The sequence below is a fragment of the Hydrogenobaculum acidophilum genome (assembly GCF_054656715.1).
In genome coordinates this window covers 23,482-39,766 of sequence record NZ_BAAHXP010000002.1, presented here as the reverse complement: position 1 = coordinate 39,766, position 16,285 = coordinate 23,482, and the positions used below count along the sequence as shown (strand labels likewise).

The following is a 16,285-nucleotide window of genomic DNA, read 5'->3' as shown; positions in this document are numbered from 1 at the left end:
AACGACAAGAAAAAAATTTTATGAAAATTTTATATCTTTACAACAAAAGTATATCTTCTTCTATTATAGGATGCACAAAACCTTTCAAAGAAGACTTATATCTTATTAAATCTCTTACTATCGTGGAGCTTATGTGTATGTACTCTTGGCTTGGCATCATAAATAGCGTTTCAAGACCGCCCAATATGTAATTGCTCATAGATATTTGAAGCTCATACTCAAAATCTGTGAAAAGCCTTACACCCCTTATAACAAGGTTTATATGTTTAGATTTTGCGTATTCTACAAGGGTGGTATCAAAAACTTCTATGTGTACGTTGTTTAAGTTTTCAGCTTTTATTATTTTATCAAATAAATCTTTCCTTAAATCGGCATCAAACATAGGATTCTTGTGAGGATTTCTCGCTATTGCTATAAATACGTTGTCAAATATCGCAGAGGCTCTTTTTACTATATCTAAATGTCCTAAATGGGGTGGGTCAAAGGTGCCTGGATATATAACCTGACTCAACTATCTAAAAGCTCCCTTATTAAAGTGGCAGGCTTTACTTCTTTGGGGCATACGTTGTTACATTTGTTACAAGAAAGACAGTGCAATATCAAACTCTCTTTTGCTTCTAAAAGCCTGATACTATGCTCTTTGTCCCTTGGGTCTACGAAAAGCTTGTATAGTTTTGCAAAAAACAAAGGTCCTGCATAGTCTCTGTCTAAAACCTCTGGACAAAAACTTTGGCAAGCATAGCACAATATACAATCCGAAGCTTCTTCTATTTTTTTACTTAGCTCTTGCTCTATGGATATATTTTCTGGTAGTGGGTCTATCCAAATTTTGTAAGTTTTTATACGCTTTGTCATAATAGACGTATCCACTACCAAATCTTTTATAACTTCTGCATTGTTTAGGGGTTCTAAAACAACTGGCTTTTCATCTAAGACGTAAGGTAGGGCTTGCTCTTTGCAAACAAGCTTTGGAAATCCATTTACATTCAAAGCGCATGTCCCACATATACCGGCTCTACAAAACTGCCTATAGGACAAAGAAGGGTCTATATATTCTTTTATATAGTTTAAAGCATCCAACAGAGTCATGCCTTCTTTGTATGGTATTTCGAAGGTTTCAAAAGTATCTTGTCTTTTTATCTTTAACGTTAGCTTCATCTATCCAAATAAGTGTTTACAATGTATTCTCTTCTCATTACGTTTGTTTGGACAAGTTCCCAAAGCACGTCGAGCCTTTTAAACCAATAGTTATTTATGGGCTTTTTAGACGCTAAGACTATACCAAACTGGCCATGGAGTCCAAAAGCGTTAAAAATTGGTTTCATATAATTATAAATATATGTCTCCATACCTGCTGGGTTTATGTTCATTTGTTGGTTATTGCCGGTATTTAATGTCAAAACTGGTGGCGGGCCCATTATTTGTACTATATCCCCCGGAAACAGTGGTGTGGCGTTGGCGTAGGTATAACTAAATCCGGCTTTTCTAAGCGCTATCTCTAAACCTCTTACGCTCACTCTATTTATAGTATATTGATAATCGCCATCTTCAATAGACCAATCTAAACCCTTTCTAACTTTTATATAAGGCCTATCCTTGTTTGGAAATGTGAATATGGCAATACCGTTTTCTTCCAATATATCTTTTACTGACTCGAAAAACTCGTATGGATATTCCAAGCCCCCGATTATGTTTTCTAAAATCACAATACTAAACGTTCCCCATCTGTCTTTTAGGCTTTTAATATAGTTGTGGTCTAATGTTTTGGCTATATCTAACTTCATATCGCCCAACGCTTTTTTTACTTTTTCAGCCTGTTCTTTGGAACGCTCTACTCCGTAGATTTCTAAACCTAATATTTCGTTTGCCACAGCTAAGAGCTTACCGCTGTTAAAGCCTATATCAAGCATTTTTTTGTTTTTCAAGCTTGGTTCTATATCAATGAGCGTTCTTAAAGCTGGGTAAGTATATATGGTAAATATGTTTGTGATGCCTAATTTTTCTTTGTTGTCAACACTGTCTAAGTTCTCTATATCTTTTGTATCATAAAAGGATTTTAACTGCTCTTTGTTAAGTATGTCGTCCAAAGTTTTTTGGGCTTTTCTTGGCAAAGAGAATATAGAACCACAAACGCTACACTCCCATAGTCTGTATCCCCAGGATTTTTCTACCTCTTCAAAGTATATATTGGATTCTTTGCAGACTGGACACTCAGTGGGTATGTCTTTGTCAGGATTTTGTATGTAATGTACGATGGTGTTAAACTTTGAAACCACTTCATCTATGTCTATATTATCAAAGCATGGGCTGTAAAATTTTTGTTTTATTTGGGCCTCTTGGCATGGACCTGCTACAGCGTGCATAATACAAGGAGCCGAACATGTATTGCCTAAATATTTAGCATAAACAGGTTGTGATGTAGTATAGCTCATTTTTGGAAAATGCTGTGCTTCTGGTGCTACACCGCCTGATATTACAACGCATGGTTTTTTAAGGGCTGCTGCTATATGAGGTACCACTGTATCCGCTGATATGACACCGTCTACTTCCTGAATCAAAGCCACCAAGTATTGAGGCTTTTCCATGTAAGGCGATAGGTTCTCTACATCCATCATATAAAGCTCTTTTGATATATCAACAGCCGGAGCTTCCCATTTTGGATGGGCAGTTACAAACACGTAATCATCTTTCATCTTATCTATAACTTTTGCTACAAGGTAAGGTGGTAAGCTTCTGTGTATAGAAGAAGCTACCATGTGTGCCATCATTATCTTTTTGCCAGGATTTTCATCTCTTATCTTTTGGATAATGGGCTTCATATATTCCATGGCTTCTGGTTGAGGTACTACTACTGGGTCTTTATCTTTTATGTCAAACTGCCGTAGCTTTGCAGCCCAAAAGTCTACCAAGTTCATGTAGTTGTAGAAGTAAGAGCCAACGTACTCGTAACAATCGGCATAATAATCTACTTCCTTGAATCTTGTATAAGGTACAGGTGTATATATAAACTCATCTACATAAGGGTTGCCCTCTAAGAGATTGTAACCTGGCCTTGTTTCCATTATTATGTAGCTTTTAGGATATTTAGTTTTGAGATGTTTTAAAATAGGTGTAAACATTAGAGAGTCACCGAGGGCAAATAGGTTAAGTATTAAAAGGCTTTTATCGTTTAAATCCTCACCGTAATATTCTTTTGGAAGTTCTGATACTTTTGTCTGTTCGTAGTTGTCCCTTGGAAGCTGAGCCATCAAGTCTCTAGCTATCACATAACGGCTTTTTTCCATGAAGGTATGAAAATCAGCACCACCAGCGTATGGCTGTTTAAAGGTTCTTTTTACCCTTATTATCTCCATGTCAACCCATCCTCTTTAAATATCTTATAAATTCTACATTCATCAAGGAAGATGCCACATTGTATATAACTGGTGTTACCCCTCTTCTAGTTAGATCGTAAAGCTTTTCCGGAGATATGCCAAGAAGTACACCTGGGTCCGGCATCACTGCTCCTTCTATTAGAAATTTTTCGTCGTTGTCTATTTTAAGCTCCAAGTCCGTTTGTCTTAGGATTTTGAGGTCATGCATTTCTTTTATAAGGTTTGCGGCTATCTCAAAATCTTGATAAAAACTGATAGCCATTTGAGCTATTCTTTGAAGATGTTGTGTATCTTCCCCTAATACGTTTATAAATTCTATATCCTCGCATTCAGTAGCCTCTTCTGGCATCTTATCGTAAAATACAACGATGTTGTTTGTGGACCTGTCCCTTATGGCACCAAAAGGATAAAAATCAAGCACTTTGGGTTTATGGTCTATCTTCCATTTACCGTCTTTGGTAAGGTAATGGTTTTCATCACCTCCTAACACTGCAAAAGCAGCAAATACTCCCTCGTGGTGAGCAAACACGATAGGATAAAGGGCTGCCAAATAAACTAGCTCAGACATGCCAACCGGAACTATTGTAAAATCTCTGCTAAAAGAGTAGTTTTTTGGCATGCATATCTCTAGTGGTTTGTCCTCCGCCTTGTTTATAACTTTCGGATAGTTGTATATACCTAACATGCCAAATATTATAACATATAATAAAGCTTTTAATTTATATCTCTATGTGAAGGATTGTAGATGTTATAATAATTACCATCATGTTTAGGGAAAAATTTAGGAAATTTCATTTTATAGGCATTGGTGGTATCGGGATGAGTGGTATAGCCAAAATACTTATTGATATGGGTTATGAGGTATCTGGGTCTGATGTGAGAGAAAACGATGTTATAGAGGAGTTGAGAGGAAAAGGTGCTGAAATATACATAGGTCATGATCCTAAAAACGTTATTGGGAAAGAGGTAGTGGTATATTCTTCGGCTATATCCAATGCCAATGAGGAGCTCTTAAAAGCCAAGGAACTTGGTCTTCCTGTGATATCAAGAGGAGATATGCTTGCAGACCTTTTTAGAATGAAGGAAGGTATAGCCATATCTGGCTCTCATGGTAAGACTACCACAACATCCATGATATCCCACATATCACATGTGGCTGGTTTGGACCCCACTGTATTGATAGGTGGCATATTGCAAACATTTGGTTCAAACGCTGTGCTTGGGCGAAGTGAGATTTTGATATCAGAAGCTGATGAATCGGATGGTTCTTTTTTAAAACTAAACTCTGTTATCAACGTGGTAACAAATATAGACAAAGAACACATTGGATATTACAAAGATTATGAAGATATAAAAGAGGCTTTTACACAATTTATAAACAACGTACCTTTCTACGGTGCATCTGTTATAAATATAGATGACGCTGGGGTAAAATCTATTGTCTCTAAAATCCATAAAAAGGTTTTAACCTATGGAATAGAGTCTGGGGATTTTCAGGCAAAAAACATAAGGGTATCGCAAATACCTACAGCTTTTGACGTATACTACAAGGGTATCAAATTAAACACGATAGAGCTTCATATACCAGGTATTCACAACGTCTACAATGCCCTTGGTGCGATAGCGGTTTCAACGCTCATGGAGATAGAGCAGCCTATTATAAGAGAAGCTTTAAAAAGTTTTAAAAATGCCAAAAGAAGAATAGAGTTTATAGGTGAAAAAAACGGAAATCTTATTTACGACGATTACGGACATCATCCTACAGAGATAAAAAGCGTATATGAGGCTTTGAAACTAAAGCACAGCGATAAAGACATAGTGGTGGTTTTCCAACCACATAGGTATTCTAGGACTTATTATCTCATAGATGAGTTTGTGGAGCTTTTTAAGAAGTTAGATAAAGTGTTTTTAATGGATATATATGGAGCTTCTGAGGAAAATACTTTTGGTATTTCTTCTTTGGACATGGTTGAAAAAGTATCCAAAAATGACTGTATTTACATCACTTCTAAAGAAGAGCTTTTTGATAGACTATCGTCTCTAAAGGATAGTGTTATTGTGTTTATGGGAGCGGGATCCATAGGAAAATGGTCTCATGAGTTTGTCAGCTCGTAAAATATCTTTTATTATACTCACAAAAAACGAAGAAAAAAATATAGGACGGGCTATAAACAGCATAAAAGATGTGGCGGATGAAATACTTGTAATAGACTCTGGTTCAGAAGATAAAACTGTGGAGATTGCCAAGTCTCTAGGTGTCAACGTAATATTCAACGAATGGACCGACTACCCTTTACAGGTAAATTTTGGTATATCAAAGACCAAAAACGATATTGTTTTTGTGCTAGATGCGGATGAAGAGCTTACTTTAGAGCTTAAAAACTCTTTGAAGGAGTTTCTCAATTCTTTTTACGAGGTAGGCATAGTAAAAAGAAGGACTTTTTATATGGGCGATTTTTTAAAACATGTATGGGGCGAAGAAAAGCTAATAAGGGTTTTTAAAAAAGATGTTTGTAAATATAGTGGTGAGCTACACGAAACAGTAGTATGTAGTAGCAATAAAACATATGAGCTAAATGGTTATATAAATCATTATTCTTTTAAAAGTCTAAAAGACCAGTTTGAAAGGACGTTAAAGTATGCGAAGATCAGCGCTGATATACTTTGCAAGAAAAACAAGCCTTTTCATTTTTACAACCTTATAATAAACCCGCTTTGGATATTCTTTAAATTTTTTATATTAAAAGCTGGATACAAAGAGGGTATAAAAGGACTTATAATAGCTTTTTCTGGTATGTTTTATGTATTTATGAAATACGCTTTTTTGTACGAGTGTTATAAATCAAAAGAGAAAGAGCTTTGGAAATAGTTATCTTTGCAATATGTTTTTCACTATACCTATTATAGATTTGTTTTGCTCTTCGTTTTCTGATTTTCTTAGTTCTTCTATTAGTTTTTGTTGTCTTTTTGACAGTTGTTTTGGTATTTGGATTTTAATGTGAAAGATAAGGTTGCCGTTGTGAAAGCCAAGCCCAGGCAATACTTTTTGAGAGCCGCACTCGGCACCTGGTTGTATAAAAACATCCAAATCTTTCCCATCTATCCATTTAAACTTGATGTTTGCTCCTAAGACGGCATCTGCATAGCTAATAGGGAGTTCAACATGTATGTCGTTACCAACTTTTTTGTAAATCTCATGCTCCTGAATAAACACCCTTAGATATAGATCGCCTGGTTCTCTATTACCAAAACCAGCATGTCCTTTACCAACTACTTTTAGTATATCGCCATCGTTGGTCTGAGGTGGTATTTGGACTATTAGCTTCGATTTTTTAGCTATTCTTTTCCTACCAAGACATGTACTGCACGTGTTTTTAATGATGTATCCTTTTCCTCTACAAACCGAGCAAGGCCTTGGAAAAGAAAATATGCCGCTTACCCTTTTCCCTGTTCCTTCACAAGCCTCACATTTTACTTTGTCTGGTTCTCCTATATAACCTTTTGCATTGCATTCTGGACAAGGTATCCATTTTTCGTATTCTATCTCCTTTGAGGTGCCAAGGTAAGCCTCTTCTATACTAAGAAACAGTTTTAGCCTTATATCCTCACCTTTTTTAGGCTTTTGTTCTTTTTCACCGTTAAATATAGAGTTTATAAATTCTTGGATATATTCTGTAAAGTTTCTTATTTTATTTTCATCTGGGTTTATAAGAAGATTGTCGTATTCTTCTCTTTTTTCTTTATCGCTTAGAACACTATAGGCTTCGTTAATCTCTTTAAAAAGCTCTTCGTAGTCTTTGTTTACATCAGGATGGTATTCTTTAGCAAGCTTTCTATAGGCTGCTTTTATCTCTTGTTCTGAGGCATCTTTTCTTATGCCTAATATAGCATAATAGTCTTTAAGCTTCGCCATTTATTTTATTGCCCTTTTCTTGGTTTAACAAGTTGGTTTGATGCTGGTCTTTTATTTCTTGCTCTACCGCTTTTTCTATAAATTTACCAAATCCAACACCACCAGCTTCGCTTAGCACCTTTGCGATATTTTGAAAAAACATATCCTGATAGGTATTTTCTTGAAAATCGTCAGAAGTGTTGAAAGTTTTATAGGCTTCTTTTAAAATCTCTTCTAAAAAAAATGCTTCAAACTGTTCTGAAGCTTTTTTTATCTTCTCTTTGTTGTTTAGGTGTGAAAATTCATTTGTGAAGTTATCTGGCGGAAGTAAGTAGTTTGGGTTGATATAGTTTGGTTTAAAATCTGACATAACCTACTCCTTTATTCTACCTCTACTTTTGCGTGGATGGCACCTTGAGCTGCCATAGCTTGTATGATATTAATTATATCTGTGGGTGTAGCACCTACGCTGTTCAAAGAGCTAACCAACTGTCTTAGTGTTGGAGCTTTTACAAAGAATATGCTGTATTTTTTACCCTTTTTCGTGGTTTTATTTGCTTGTTGGGGATTTGCTGGAGCTTGTCTTACTTCTACTGATATATTGCCAGAAGCCACAGCTACAGGAGATATCCTTATATCTCCCCCCATTACTATTGTGCCTGTTCTACTATCTATGATAATTTTAGAGGGGTTGTGGACATGGACGTTTAAATCGCCTATCATAGATAGAAAATCAACAGCGTTGTAAGGAGGTAACTTCACTCTTACTGTATCGCTGTCAATGGCTACTGCTGTTCCATATCCAAATTTATTGTTTATAGCGTCTTGTATAGCGTTGGCTGTATTAAAACTGGGATAGTTTAAGTATAAATCTATGTAATTTTTTGGCATAGTAAATGGTAAGCTTCTTTCTAAAGTTGCGCCATCCGGGATATATCCACTGTTTAAATTTTGATTTATAGCATTTCCTCCTGTAGATGGGACTATGATTTGCCCTTGGGCTAGGGCATAAACTCTACCATCTGGTCCTTTTAAAGGAGTCATCAAAAGCACACCACCTTGTAGGCTTTTAGCATCACCGATAGATGAAACCGTTACATTTAAAGGAGTGCCAGCTTTTGCATAGGGTGGGACTTTGGCAGTTACCATTACCGCAGCCACATTTTTAGTGGTCATTTGGTTGATTTGAGCTTGTGTAAAGTTTATACCCATTCTGGAAAGTACATTTACCAAAGAATCTACTGTAAATATAGTAGCTTTGCTATCGCCAGTTCCATTTAAACCACTTACTATGCCGTATCCTATCAATACGTTACTTCTGTTGCCTTCAAAGGTTACTATATCCCTTATACGTACTGCAAAAGATATGTTAATTAGTATTAAAAGCCATAATACCTTCTTCATAGAGATAAATTTATAAAAACAACTTTATAAGTCAATGTAAAAGGAGGCATAAGAGCCTCCAAAGTTTTTAGCTTTTACCAAGTTAAAAATATCTACCAGTGCTTGGATGCAATATATCGGGATATGCCCTTTCCATATCGTAATCAAATATCTGTTCTCTAATGCTACTCAAATCTGACTTGTTGGGTTGAAATGGAAAGCTTCTTAGGTTTGTGGGGGAGCTATCTCCAAATGGTCTATTGCAAGCTACTTCTGTAGTTTTACCTCTGCACCCTGCTGTCATGAAAGGCTTTCCACTGTAGAAAAGTTCTTCAAAGAGCTCTTTCTTTATACCAAAATCTATAACTTGACCTTTTTCGTTGAACTTCATATCTTCATATCTGCCGTATTCGTTGTCTATTATATACCTTGCCATTTGGACTCTTCTATATTGAGGGGCTGGACAAGGTTTTTCGTTTTCCATCAAAGAGCCTTCTTCTGGCCAGAAAGAGAATAAGTGTGTCCTAGCGCCTAAGTCTCTGACTTTTTGAATGCGCTCTATCATCTCTTGCTCTGTTTCGCCTAAGCCTACCACTAAATGACATCCTGCAAAGCCATCTCCCATTACTTCGGCTGACCATTCCAACACTTTCCAGAAGTAATCAAATTTGTGAGGGCTATTTAAAGGTTTACCTCTTATTTTTTCGAAAAGCTCTGGTGTTGCGCAATCAAGAGCTACCGTTACAGTATCTGCCCCTAATCTTTTGTAATCTTCTATATCTTGGTATCTTGTGCCAGTAGCGTTTATAAGGAGCGATACAAATATTTTGTCTCCTAGCTCATGTAACACCTTCTCCAAAACCACTTTGGTGTCTCTTATGGAACGAGGATGTGTTATTTGTGCTATACATAGCCTTTCCACGTGTCCAACTTCTTTTGCCCTTTCTAATATGTCGTCCAATTTTACCGTAGGCCATTCTACCCTTATAAAGTTTCTTTTAGAGAACTCTTCTTCTCTGGCTTTTTGTAATCCACAATAAGCACAATTGGCATGGCAACCAGAAGGATATGTAAGAAGAGTATTTATACAGCTTAGCTTTGCATTTCTATAAAATGTGCCTGGCACCAAACCAAGCGTCATAGCGGCGGCCATGCTTATTTCAAGGTATTCTGGACTTTCTTTTTGGGTGGTTAAGGCATCCAAAAGGACTTTGTTCATACAAAACCTCCTATATAATCTAACAATATAATTATAATGTTATAAGCCTTCTATAGATATAAGACTTTCTTATAGCAAAAGCAAAATACGTTAATCAAATAAGCCACTTAAGGAATCCTCTAAGCATATTTTGGTATTGTATCTATACTCATCTTTTTCGTAAGGAAAATCTTTTCTAAAATGACAGCCCCTGCTTTCTCTTCTCTTTAAAGCCCCTTGTAGTGTAGCGTAGGCGGAAAGACCGACGTCAAATATGATTTTATTTTTTTTGTTAGGTTTTGCCAATGCGCAGAGCTTTATAATATCCTTTATTTTTCTAATAGCATAAGAAAGACCCTCTTCATCTCTTTCAAGTCCTGCGTATTTCCACATGATATCTTTTATATTTTCAAAATACTCTTGGCAATCTATATCTTTTGTACTATTTCTTTGGTTTTTGGCTTTTAAAAGCTTGAAACCTCTTTTTGATAAAGCTATAGAATAAGCGGCTCTATATCCAAATACAACACCCTCTAAAAGTGAATTAGAAGCAAGCCTATTGGCTCCGTGGACTCTTGTGCTAGCTACTTCCCCTATAGCGTAAACCCCGTCAACTGTAGTTTCTCCGTTTTCATCGGTTCTTATACCACCTATATAATAGTGAGCCGCTGGTGTTATAGGCACCAAATCTTTACAAGGGTTAACGTTGTGCTCCATTAGAAAGTTGTATATAGTGGGAAATCTTGATTTTATATCCACTTTTAAGTTTCTCATATCAAGGTATACATCGTTGCCTGTTAATATCTGTTTATATATAGCTCTTGCTACCACATCTCGCGGTTCTAGTTCGTTTACAAAACGTTCGTTATTTTGATTTACCAAAATAGCCCCTTCTCCTCTTACGGCTTCTGATATTAGAAGGTTAGTATTTTTAAATACTGTTGGATGAAACTGTATAAACTCAGGATTTTCTATCAAAAATCCTCTTCTTAGTGCCACTCCTACAACATCAGCCCTTGTTTTGAGAGGATTGGATGTGTGAGAATACATAGAGGCTGCCCCGCCAGTAGCCAATACTAAAAATCTTGATTTCCAGAATACTAGCTCGTTGTTTTGTTCTACTATACAGCCTACCAAAGCGTTATCTTGGGTTATTATCTCCAAGAGCTCCCCTTCTAATATGTTGATGTCCAATTCTTTAGCTTTTTTGAAAAGAGCTTCGTATATGGCTTTTCCGGTATAATCTTTTACTTTTAAAACCCTCTTATAAGAATGCCCACCTTCTATAGTGGTTTCGAATGTTCCATCTTCTTTTTTGTCAAAGTTAACACCGTAGAGCTCTAAATCCACTATGCGGTTTGGTCCTTCTTGAGCAAGCACCTCTATATTTTTTACATCTCCTAAGTTTCTGCCTGCTCTTAAAGTATCTAATACATGCCATGCCGTGGAGTCTTCTTTGGACACTACAGCAGCTATACCACCTTGAGAGTAATAGGTATTTCCTATGCCCCTTGTGATGAGTATTGGGTTTAGTTTTAGGTTTTTAAGAGTGATAGCGCAAAAAAGCCCTGCTATGCCACTTCCTATTACCAAAATATTTGCTTCCTTGTTTGGTATAAAATCAGTATCAAATTCAATATAATACATATTTTCCTATAAGCTGTTCCAATAAATTTGTAAGTTTTATAGGGTCGTGTCTTACAAAGGATATATTTTCGCTTATAAGGTCTTCTGCGTATACATCTATATTTTCTTTGGATATTTTTGCCACGTCTGGTACTACTGGCTCTTGCCCTGTGGCTATATATTTTTTTAATACATCGTTTGGTGGCATTTTGGTGTTTACTATAGCTATGTCTATGCATTCTATCTGTGTAAATTTCCTAAACATGTTTACGTGGTCGTAAGCGCTGTAGTCATCAGTTTCCCCAGGCTGAGTCATTACGTTGCATATAAAAATTTTTTTAGCTGGAGAATTCTTTACGCTTTCTTTTATTTCCTTTATAAGAAGGTTTGGTATTATGCTAGTATATAGACTCCCTGGTCCAAAGATTATAAAATCAGCACTTTCTATGGCGGCTATGGCCTCTATAGGTACAAAGGGATTCTCTGGTTCTATCCAGATGTCTACAATGTGGGCTTTTTTCTGTTTGCCATAGTTTGTGATATCTTCTTCGTTTTTTACTATAACCCCGTCGCTAAATTTAGCTACAAGATTTACACTATCTGTGGTAGAAGGTATGATACTACCTCTTGTATCAAGGATTTTAGAAGTAAGCTTGATAGCTTCTATAAAACTACCCGTAATTTCTGTAAGAGCGGTAAGAAAAAGATTTCCAAAAGCATGATTTTCAAGTCCTTCACCTTTTAATCTATGTTGAAAAAGCTTTTTCATTACATCTTCGTGTTCTGACAAGGCCACTATGCAATTTCTTATATCCCCCGGCGCTGGTATGTTGTATATCTTTCTTAGCTGACCTGTGCTTCCGCCACTATCTGCCACCGTGACTATAGCATAAAGGTTGTTTACGCTTTTCCCTACAAGCCTTTTAAGGCCAGATAAAAGACTTGATAATCCAGTGCCTCCTCCAATAGCTACTATATTCATATGTTACTCCTTAAACCTTTGCAAACTTTCTTTGTAAGGATAATAAGCAACTCCTTTCTCTGTTATTATAGCACTTATGTTTTGAGCTGGTGTTATATCAAAAGAGTAGTTTACTGCATCAGAATTCTCTGGAGCCACAAATATGCCCTTGCACGTTAGGACCTCCTCTTTTTTGCGCTCTTCTATTGGTATGTCTTCAAAAGATTTTGCATTGAAATCTATGGTGGAAGTGGGCGCTGCTACGTAAAAGGGGACATTGTAAGCTTTGCAAGCCAAGGAAAGCATAAAAGTACCTATTTTGTTGGCGGTATCACCGTTTGATGCTATTCTATCGGCCCCCACAAAAACGGCTTTTACGATGCCTTTTGATATAATAAAAGGTGCTGAGGAGTCTACTATTATTTTGTAAGGTATATTGGCTTTTAAAAGCTCAAAAGCTGTAAGTCTTGCGCCTTGAAGGTAAGGTCTTGTTTCATCCACTAGTACATACTCTATCTTTCCTTGTCTATAAAGCTCTTTTATAATACCAAGGGCTGTCCCCACCCCTGCTGTGGCTAAAGCTCCTGTGTTGCAATGGGTTAAAACCACTGACTTTTCAGCTATTAAGGATGCCCCGTGTTTAGCCATTTTTAGATTTGTTTCTACATCCTCTTGTTCTATTTTCTTAGCCTCTTCGAGAAGGTCTTTCCCTTGGGTGTAAGCTTTTTTCATCCTATCTAAAGCCCATATCAAGTTAACAGCTGTAGGCCTTGTGTGATATAAGATATCGTAAGACTCATCTACGCTAAGCCCATTTTTTATACCCATCATAAATCCATAAGCAGCTACGCAACCTATAGCAGGGGCTCCCCTTACAAGCATCTCTTTTATAGCGTAAGCCACATCTTTTATATTTTTAGCCTCGAAATACACCTCCTCAAAAGGAAGTTTTCTTTGATCAAGTATGAAAAGCGTATCTTTTTCAAAGAAAAAACTCTTTAACTCTGACATATCTTAGCACCTTCTTTATCCACAGATAATATTTTACAGGAGCTTTTGATGTTTTTGGCACTCAAAAAAAGAGATACTCTTTTACATATTAAGCATTCGTTTTGTAGCGTAAAGACTCCAATGGTACTCCCAGAACCACTTATAAAAACAGCCAAAGCACCGCTGTCATAGGCTATACTCTCTACATCATCGTAATATGGTATTAAGCTTTTTCTATAAGGCTGGTGTATTTTATCTTTTATAGCTTCTTTTAAAAGCTCAAAACGTTTTAATATCAAAGAGCTAAGCAGTAAATTTGACCTTTGTATGTTGTAAACAGCATCTTTTATATCTATTTTTTGAGGAAGTATTTTCCTCGCTTCTTCTGTTGATATCTTTACATCTGGTATTATAGCCAATATTTTTAGTTCTTCTGGAAAATCTAATTTGTTAAAAAACGTGTGGTGATTATCTTTTAAACATACATTAAATCCACCTACCAAAGCTGGTACAAGGTTGTCCGGATGGGGTTCAAACTCGTAAGCTATTTTAAAAATATCATCGTAAGAGAGCTCCTTTTTGTATAAAATGTCAAAAATTTTTATAGCACCTATTATAGCGCTGCTACTACTACCTAATCCCCTTGAAAAAGGAATTTCGGTTTTTATTGTGATATCTACTGGAATTTCTTTTTCTTTAAAAGCCTCTATACATTTTCTGTAAACTTTTAAAAAAAGATTTTCCTCTGGTTTTATATCTAAATCTTCAAAGGATATAGAGAATGTGTTAGAGCTTTTAACATGAAAAATATTGTAAAGGTTAACTGCCAAGCCAAATGTGTCAAAACCAGCCCCTAAGTTGCTCATAGAGGCCGGGACTTTTAACTTAAAATCCATCTAAACATATTAACATATAAGAGGTTTGCTTTCAATAAGAATCCGCTTGATGATATTAGTATATGCTTATATATGCTTATAAGTATCAATTTTGCTTAGTATAAATAATATCTATGGAATAGTTAAAACTTACATATTAAAATTCTAACTAAAGGAGGTAAAACATGAGCAATAAGTTAGCCTTCGTAATATCTACCCAAGTGCACGAAAAAATTCAATTGGCTACTATGATGGCTTCGATACATGCTACCGTTGGCGGTGAAGTGTTGTTTTTCATATCAATGAACGGTATCTTGGCTTTTCAAAAAGGTAAAGACTTGAAAGATAAAATTATACCAGAAGGCGAATTTTCAAAACTTATGTTGACTAAAAATGTTCCTAACTTTATAAACGTCCTTAAACAGATAAAGATGCTTGGGGATGTAAAGATATACGCTTGCTCAATGGCAATGGATGTGTTAGGGTGGGGTATGGAAGACTTAGAAGAAGATTTGTTTGATGATGTTATGGGCTTAACAGCCTTTCTTGATATGGCTGAAGACGCAAAAATCCTTTTTGTATAAGGAGGTTTAGATGGCTGATAAAGTAATTGATGCAAGAGGAAGTTTTTGTCCAGGACCCTTGATGGAGCTTATAGCTGCCATAAAGTCAAATCCTGTGGGTACTACTATAGAAGTACTTTCTACAGATAAAGGGTCAGTAAAAGATATACCAGATTGGGTAAAGAAAGTGGGTCATGAAATGGTTGGTGTAGAAGAAAAGGATGGATATTGGTCCATAGTTGTAAAAAAGCTTAAATAAAGGAGGTAAGGCATATGGCGAAGCACGTTGTAATAGTGGGCGGTGGAGTAGCTGGCACTATAATTGCCAACCTTTTAGCAAGAGGGCTAAAAGAAGAACTTGCTAAGGCTGAGGTTGTAATCACTGTGGTAAGCAAGGACGATAAGCATGTCTATCAGCCGGGATTTTTGTATGTACTCTTTGATAAGATGAGACCCGATGAATTAATGAGAGATCAAAGGAGCTTGTTGTCTCCTTCTATTATATTTCATCATGATACAGTGGTGGGTATAGACCCAAAAGCTGGTGAAGTGCACACAGAAAAAGGTAAAAAGTTAAAATACGATTATCTGGTAATAGCTACTGGCTCAAGACCTATGCCAGAGCTCATACCTGGTCTTAAAGAACACGGAAATATGTTTTATACGTTAGAAAGCGCTGTAGAACTAAGAGAAAAGCTTAGAAAATTTGAAAAAGGTCGTATTGCCATAACCATGGGAGTTCCTCACAAGTGTCCAGTGGCTCCTTTTGAGGTTACTTTTATGCTAGATGATTACTTTAATAAGAAAGGCATAAGAGATAAGGTAGAAATATACTATACATACCCAATAGGCAGAATACATACATTAGAACCCGTAGCTCAGTGGGGTGTGCCGGAGTTTGAGAGAAGGGGTATAAAGTACGAAACGCTGTTTAATATGGAAAAAGTAGAAGCTCACAATGGTACTATAGCTGTTCATAGTGCAGAAGGCTCTACGGTTGAGTGTGATTTGCTTATTACTATACCTCCCCATAGAGGGGCGCAAGCTATTATAGATTCTGGTATTTCAAATGACGGTTGGGTGCCTACAAATAAGTATAGTCTAAAGTATGAAGGATATGAAAATGTGTATGTAGCAGGAGATACTACAAATTTACCGATTTCAAAAGCAGGCTCTACGGCTCACTTTGAATCTGATGTGGTGGCAGACAACCTTATAGCTGAGATAAAAGAGGGACATCCTGCCAGAGACTATGACGGTAAAGTTATGTGTTTTATAGAAACCGGGTTTGATAAGGGTACTTATATTCATTTTAACTATACTACACCACCAAGCCCTATGCCACCTTCTAAGATGATACATTGGTTGAAGTTAGGTTATAACCGTATGTACTGGCTTACGGCAAGAGGTGTATTGTAAGGAG

General features: G+C 36.4%; 17 protein-coding genes. 5 read left to right on the top strand and 12 right to left on the bottom strand.

Annotation, left to right across the window (positions count from 1 at the left end; translation table 11 throughout):
• Positions 1 to 37: 37 nt before the first annotated feature.
• From coaD to ACYQZV_RS01320, 4 genes are read right to left on the bottom strand one after another with little or no spacing between them, the layout of a single operon-like run.
• The gene (gene coaD / locus ACYQZV_RS01335; RefSeq protein ID WP_459892413.1) at positions 38 to 511 is read right to left on the bottom strand and encodes a pantetheine-phosphate adenylyltransferase; all 474 of its coding nucleotides are present in this window, start codon (positions 509 to 511) and stop codon (positions 38 to 40) included.
• Complete coding sequence (locus ACYQZV_RS01330; RefSeq protein WP_459892411.1) at positions 508 to 1,158, bottom strand: succinate dehydrogenase/fumarate reductase iron-sulfur subunit; 651 nt, start codon at positions 1,156 to 1,158, stop codon at positions 508 to 510. The genes coaD and ACYQZV_RS01330 overlap by 4 nt, the downstream gene beginning before the upstream one ends.
• Positions 1,155 to 3,353, bottom strand: a complete 2,199-nt coding sequence (locus ACYQZV_RS01325; protein WP_459892409.1) for a methyltransferase domain-containing protein — start codon at positions 3,351 to 3,353, stop codon at positions 1,155 to 1,157. Before ACYQZV_RS01325 ends, ACYQZV_RS01330 begins: the two co-directional genes overlap by 4 nt.
• 1 nt (position 3,354) lies before the next feature.
• Positions 3,355 to 4,059, bottom strand: coding sequence for a SapC family protein (locus ACYQZV_RS01320; RefSeq protein WP_459892407.1), 705 nt, complete (start codon positions 4,057 to 4,059; stop codon positions 3,355 to 3,357).
• An 80-nt stretch (positions 4,060 to 4,139) separates the two neighbouring features.
• Here ACYQZV_RS01320 and murC point away from each other — a divergent pair, with 80 nt between their 5' ends.
• Together murC and ACYQZV_RS01310 are read left to right on the top strand one after the other, a co-directional pair.
• A complete protein-coding gene (gene murC, locus ACYQZV_RS01315) occupies positions 4,140 to 5,489 on the top strand; it encodes a UDP-N-acetylmuramate--L-alanine ligase (protein ID WP_459892405.1) in 1,350 nt (449 codons plus the stop codon).
• Positions 5,470 to 6,243, top strand: a complete 774-nt coding sequence (locus ACYQZV_RS01310; protein ID WP_459892403.1) for a glycosyltransferase family 2 protein — start codon at positions 5,470 to 5,472, stop codon at positions 6,241 to 6,243. The genes murC and ACYQZV_RS01310 overlap by 20 nt, the downstream gene beginning before the upstream one ends.
• Here the strand turns inward: ACYQZV_RS01310 and ACYQZV_RS01305 are convergent, their stop codons facing one another.
• The 8 genes from ACYQZV_RS01305 to thrB all read right to left on the bottom strand — a co-directional run bounded on the left by ACYQZV_RS01305 (position 6,244) and on the right by thrB (position 14,320).
• Positions 6,244 to 7,287, bottom strand: a complete 1,044-nt coding sequence (locus ACYQZV_RS01305; protein ID WP_459892401.1) for a DnaJ C-terminal domain-containing protein — start codon at positions 7,285 to 7,287, stop codon at positions 6,244 to 6,246.
• The gene (locus tag ACYQZV_RS01300; protein ID WP_459892399.1) at positions 7,274 to 7,636 is read right to left on the bottom strand and encodes a rod-binding protein; all 363 of its coding nucleotides are present in this window, start codon (positions 7,634 to 7,636) and stop codon (positions 7,274 to 7,276) included. Before ACYQZV_RS01300 ends, ACYQZV_RS01305 begins: the two co-directional genes overlap by 14 nt.
• 11 nt (positions 7,637 to 7,647) lie before the next feature.
• Entirely contained in the window at positions 7,648 to 8,670 is a 1,023-nt protein-coding gene (locus ACYQZV_RS01295) for a flagellar basal body P-ring protein FlgI (RefSeq protein ID WP_459892397.1), read from the bottom strand.
• Positions 8,671 to 8,752: 82 nt separating this feature from the next.
• Positions 8,753 to 9,868 carry a radical SAM protein gene (locus ACYQZV_RS01290; protein ID WP_459892395.1) on the bottom strand — a complete coding sequence of 372 codons (1,116 nt, stop codon included), beginning with the start codon at positions 9,866 to 9,868 and terminating at the stop codon, positions 8,753 to 8,755.
• A gap of 90 nt (positions 9,869 to 9,958) precedes the next feature.
• On the bottom strand, positions 9,959 to 11,494 hold the full coding sequence (nadB, locus tag ACYQZV_RS01285) for an L-aspartate oxidase (RefSeq protein WP_459892393.1): 1,536 nt from the start codon (positions 11,492 to 11,494) through the stop codon (positions 9,959 to 9,961).
• Positions 11,481 to 12,455: a gluconeogenesis factor YvcK family protein gene (locus tag ACYQZV_RS01280; protein ID WP_459892391.1), complete on the bottom strand. Its 975-nt coding sequence runs from the start codon at positions 12,453 to 12,455 to the stop codon at positions 11,481 to 11,483. Before ACYQZV_RS01280 ends, nadB begins: the two co-directional genes overlap by 14 nt.
• A 3-nt stretch (positions 12,456 to 12,458) precedes the next feature.
• On the bottom strand, positions 12,459 to 13,445 hold the full coding sequence (gene mtnA, locus ACYQZV_RS01275; protein ID WP_459892389.1) for an S-methyl-5-thioribose-1-phosphate isomerase: 987 nt from the start codon (positions 13,443 to 13,445) through the stop codon (positions 12,459 to 12,461).
• On the bottom strand, positions 13,433 to 14,320 hold the full coding sequence (thrB, locus tag ACYQZV_RS01270; RefSeq protein WP_459892387.1) for a homoserine kinase: 888 nt from the start codon (positions 14,318 to 14,320) through the stop codon (positions 13,433 to 13,435). The genes mtnA and thrB overlap by 13 nt, the downstream gene beginning before the upstream one ends.
• 164 nt (positions 14,321 to 14,484) lie before the next feature.
• Here thrB and ACYQZV_RS01265 point away from each other — a divergent pair, with 164 nt between their 5' ends.
• From ACYQZV_RS01265 to ACYQZV_RS01255, 3 genes are read left to right on the top strand one after another with little or no spacing between them, the layout of a single operon-like run.
• On the top strand, positions 14,485 to 14,883 hold the full coding sequence (locus tag ACYQZV_RS01265) for a DsrE/DsrF/DrsH-like family protein (RefSeq protein WP_459892385.1): 399 nt from the start codon (positions 14,485 to 14,487) through the stop codon (positions 14,881 to 14,883).
• A gap of 10 nt (positions 14,884 to 14,893) precedes the next feature.
• On the top strand, positions 14,894 to 15,121 hold the full coding sequence (locus ACYQZV_RS01260; protein WP_459892383.1) for a sulfurtransferase TusA family protein: 228 nt from the start codon (positions 14,894 to 14,896) through the stop codon (positions 15,119 to 15,121).
• A 14-nt stretch (positions 15,122 to 15,135) separates the two neighbouring features.
• Positions 15,136 to 16,281, top strand: coding sequence for an NAD(P)/FAD-dependent oxidoreductase (locus ACYQZV_RS01255; RefSeq protein WP_459892381.1), 1,146 nt, complete (start codon positions 15,136 to 15,138; stop codon positions 16,279 to 16,281).
• Positions 16,282 to 16,285 lie beyond the last annotated feature (4 nt).

Excerpts from the sequence above, each read along its gene's own strand:
- ACYQZV_RS01330 (WP_459892411.1), bottom strand. The coding sequence starts at position 1,158 with ATGAAGCTAACGTTAAAGATAAAAAGACAAGATACTTTTGAAACCTTC.
- ACYQZV_RS01280 (WP_459892391.1), bottom strand. The coding sequence starts at position 12,455 with ATGAATATAGTAGCTATTGGAGGAGGCACTGGATTATCAAGTCTTTTA.
- ACYQZV_RS01300 (WP_459892399.1), bottom strand. The coding sequence starts at position 7,636 with ATGTCAGATTTTAAACCAAACTATATCAACCCAAACTACTTACTTCCG.
- murC (WP_459892405.1), top strand. The coding sequence starts at position 4,140 with ATGTTTAGGGAAAAATTTAGGAAATTTCATTTTATAGGCATTGGTGGT.
- ACYQZV_RS01255 (WP_459892381.1), top strand. The coding sequence starts at position 15,136 with ATGGCGAAGCACGTTGTAATAGTGGGCGGTGGAGTAGCTGGCACTATA.
- ACYQZV_RS01290 (WP_459892395.1), bottom strand. The coding sequence starts at position 9,868 with ATGAACAAAGTCCTTTTGGATGCCTTAACCACCCAAAAAGAAAGTCCA.
- ACYQZV_RS01305 (WP_459892401.1), bottom strand. The coding sequence starts at position 7,287 with ATGGCGAAGCTTAAAGACTATTATGCTATATTAGGCATAAGAAAAGAT.
- ACYQZV_RS01325 (WP_459892409.1), bottom strand. The coding sequence starts at position 3,353 with ATGGAGATAATAAGGGTAAAAAGAACCTTTAAACAGCCATACGCTGGT.
- thrB (WP_459892387.1), bottom strand. The coding sequence starts at position 14,320 with ATGGATTTTAAGTTAAAAGTCCCGGCCTCTATGAGCAACTTAGGGGCT.
- mtnA (WP_459892389.1), bottom strand. The coding sequence starts at position 13,445 with ATGTCAGAGTTAAAGAGTTTTTTCTTTGAAAAAGATACGCTTTTCATA.
- ACYQZV_RS01295 (WP_459892397.1), bottom strand. The coding sequence starts at position 8,670 with ATGAAGAAGGTATTATGGCTTTTAATACTAATTAACATATCTTTTGCA.
- ACYQZV_RS01260 (WP_459892383.1), top strand. The coding sequence starts at position 14,894 with ATGGCTGATAAAGTAATTGATGCAAGAGGAAGTTTTTGTCCAGGACCC.
- ACYQZV_RS01320 (WP_459892407.1), bottom strand. The coding sequence starts at position 4,059 with ATGTTAGGTATATACAACTATCCGAAAGTTATAAACAAGGCGGAGGAC.
- nadB (WP_459892393.1), bottom strand. The coding sequence starts at position 11,494 with ATGTATTATATTGAATTTGATACTGATTTTATACCAAACAAGGAAGCA.
- ACYQZV_RS01265 (WP_459892385.1), top strand. The coding sequence starts at position 14,485 with ATGAGCAATAAGTTAGCCTTCGTAATATCTACCCAAGTGCACGAAAAA.
- ACYQZV_RS01310 (WP_459892403.1), top strand. The coding sequence starts at position 5,470 with ATGAGTTTGTCAGCTCGTAAAATATCTTTTATTATACTCACAAAAAAC.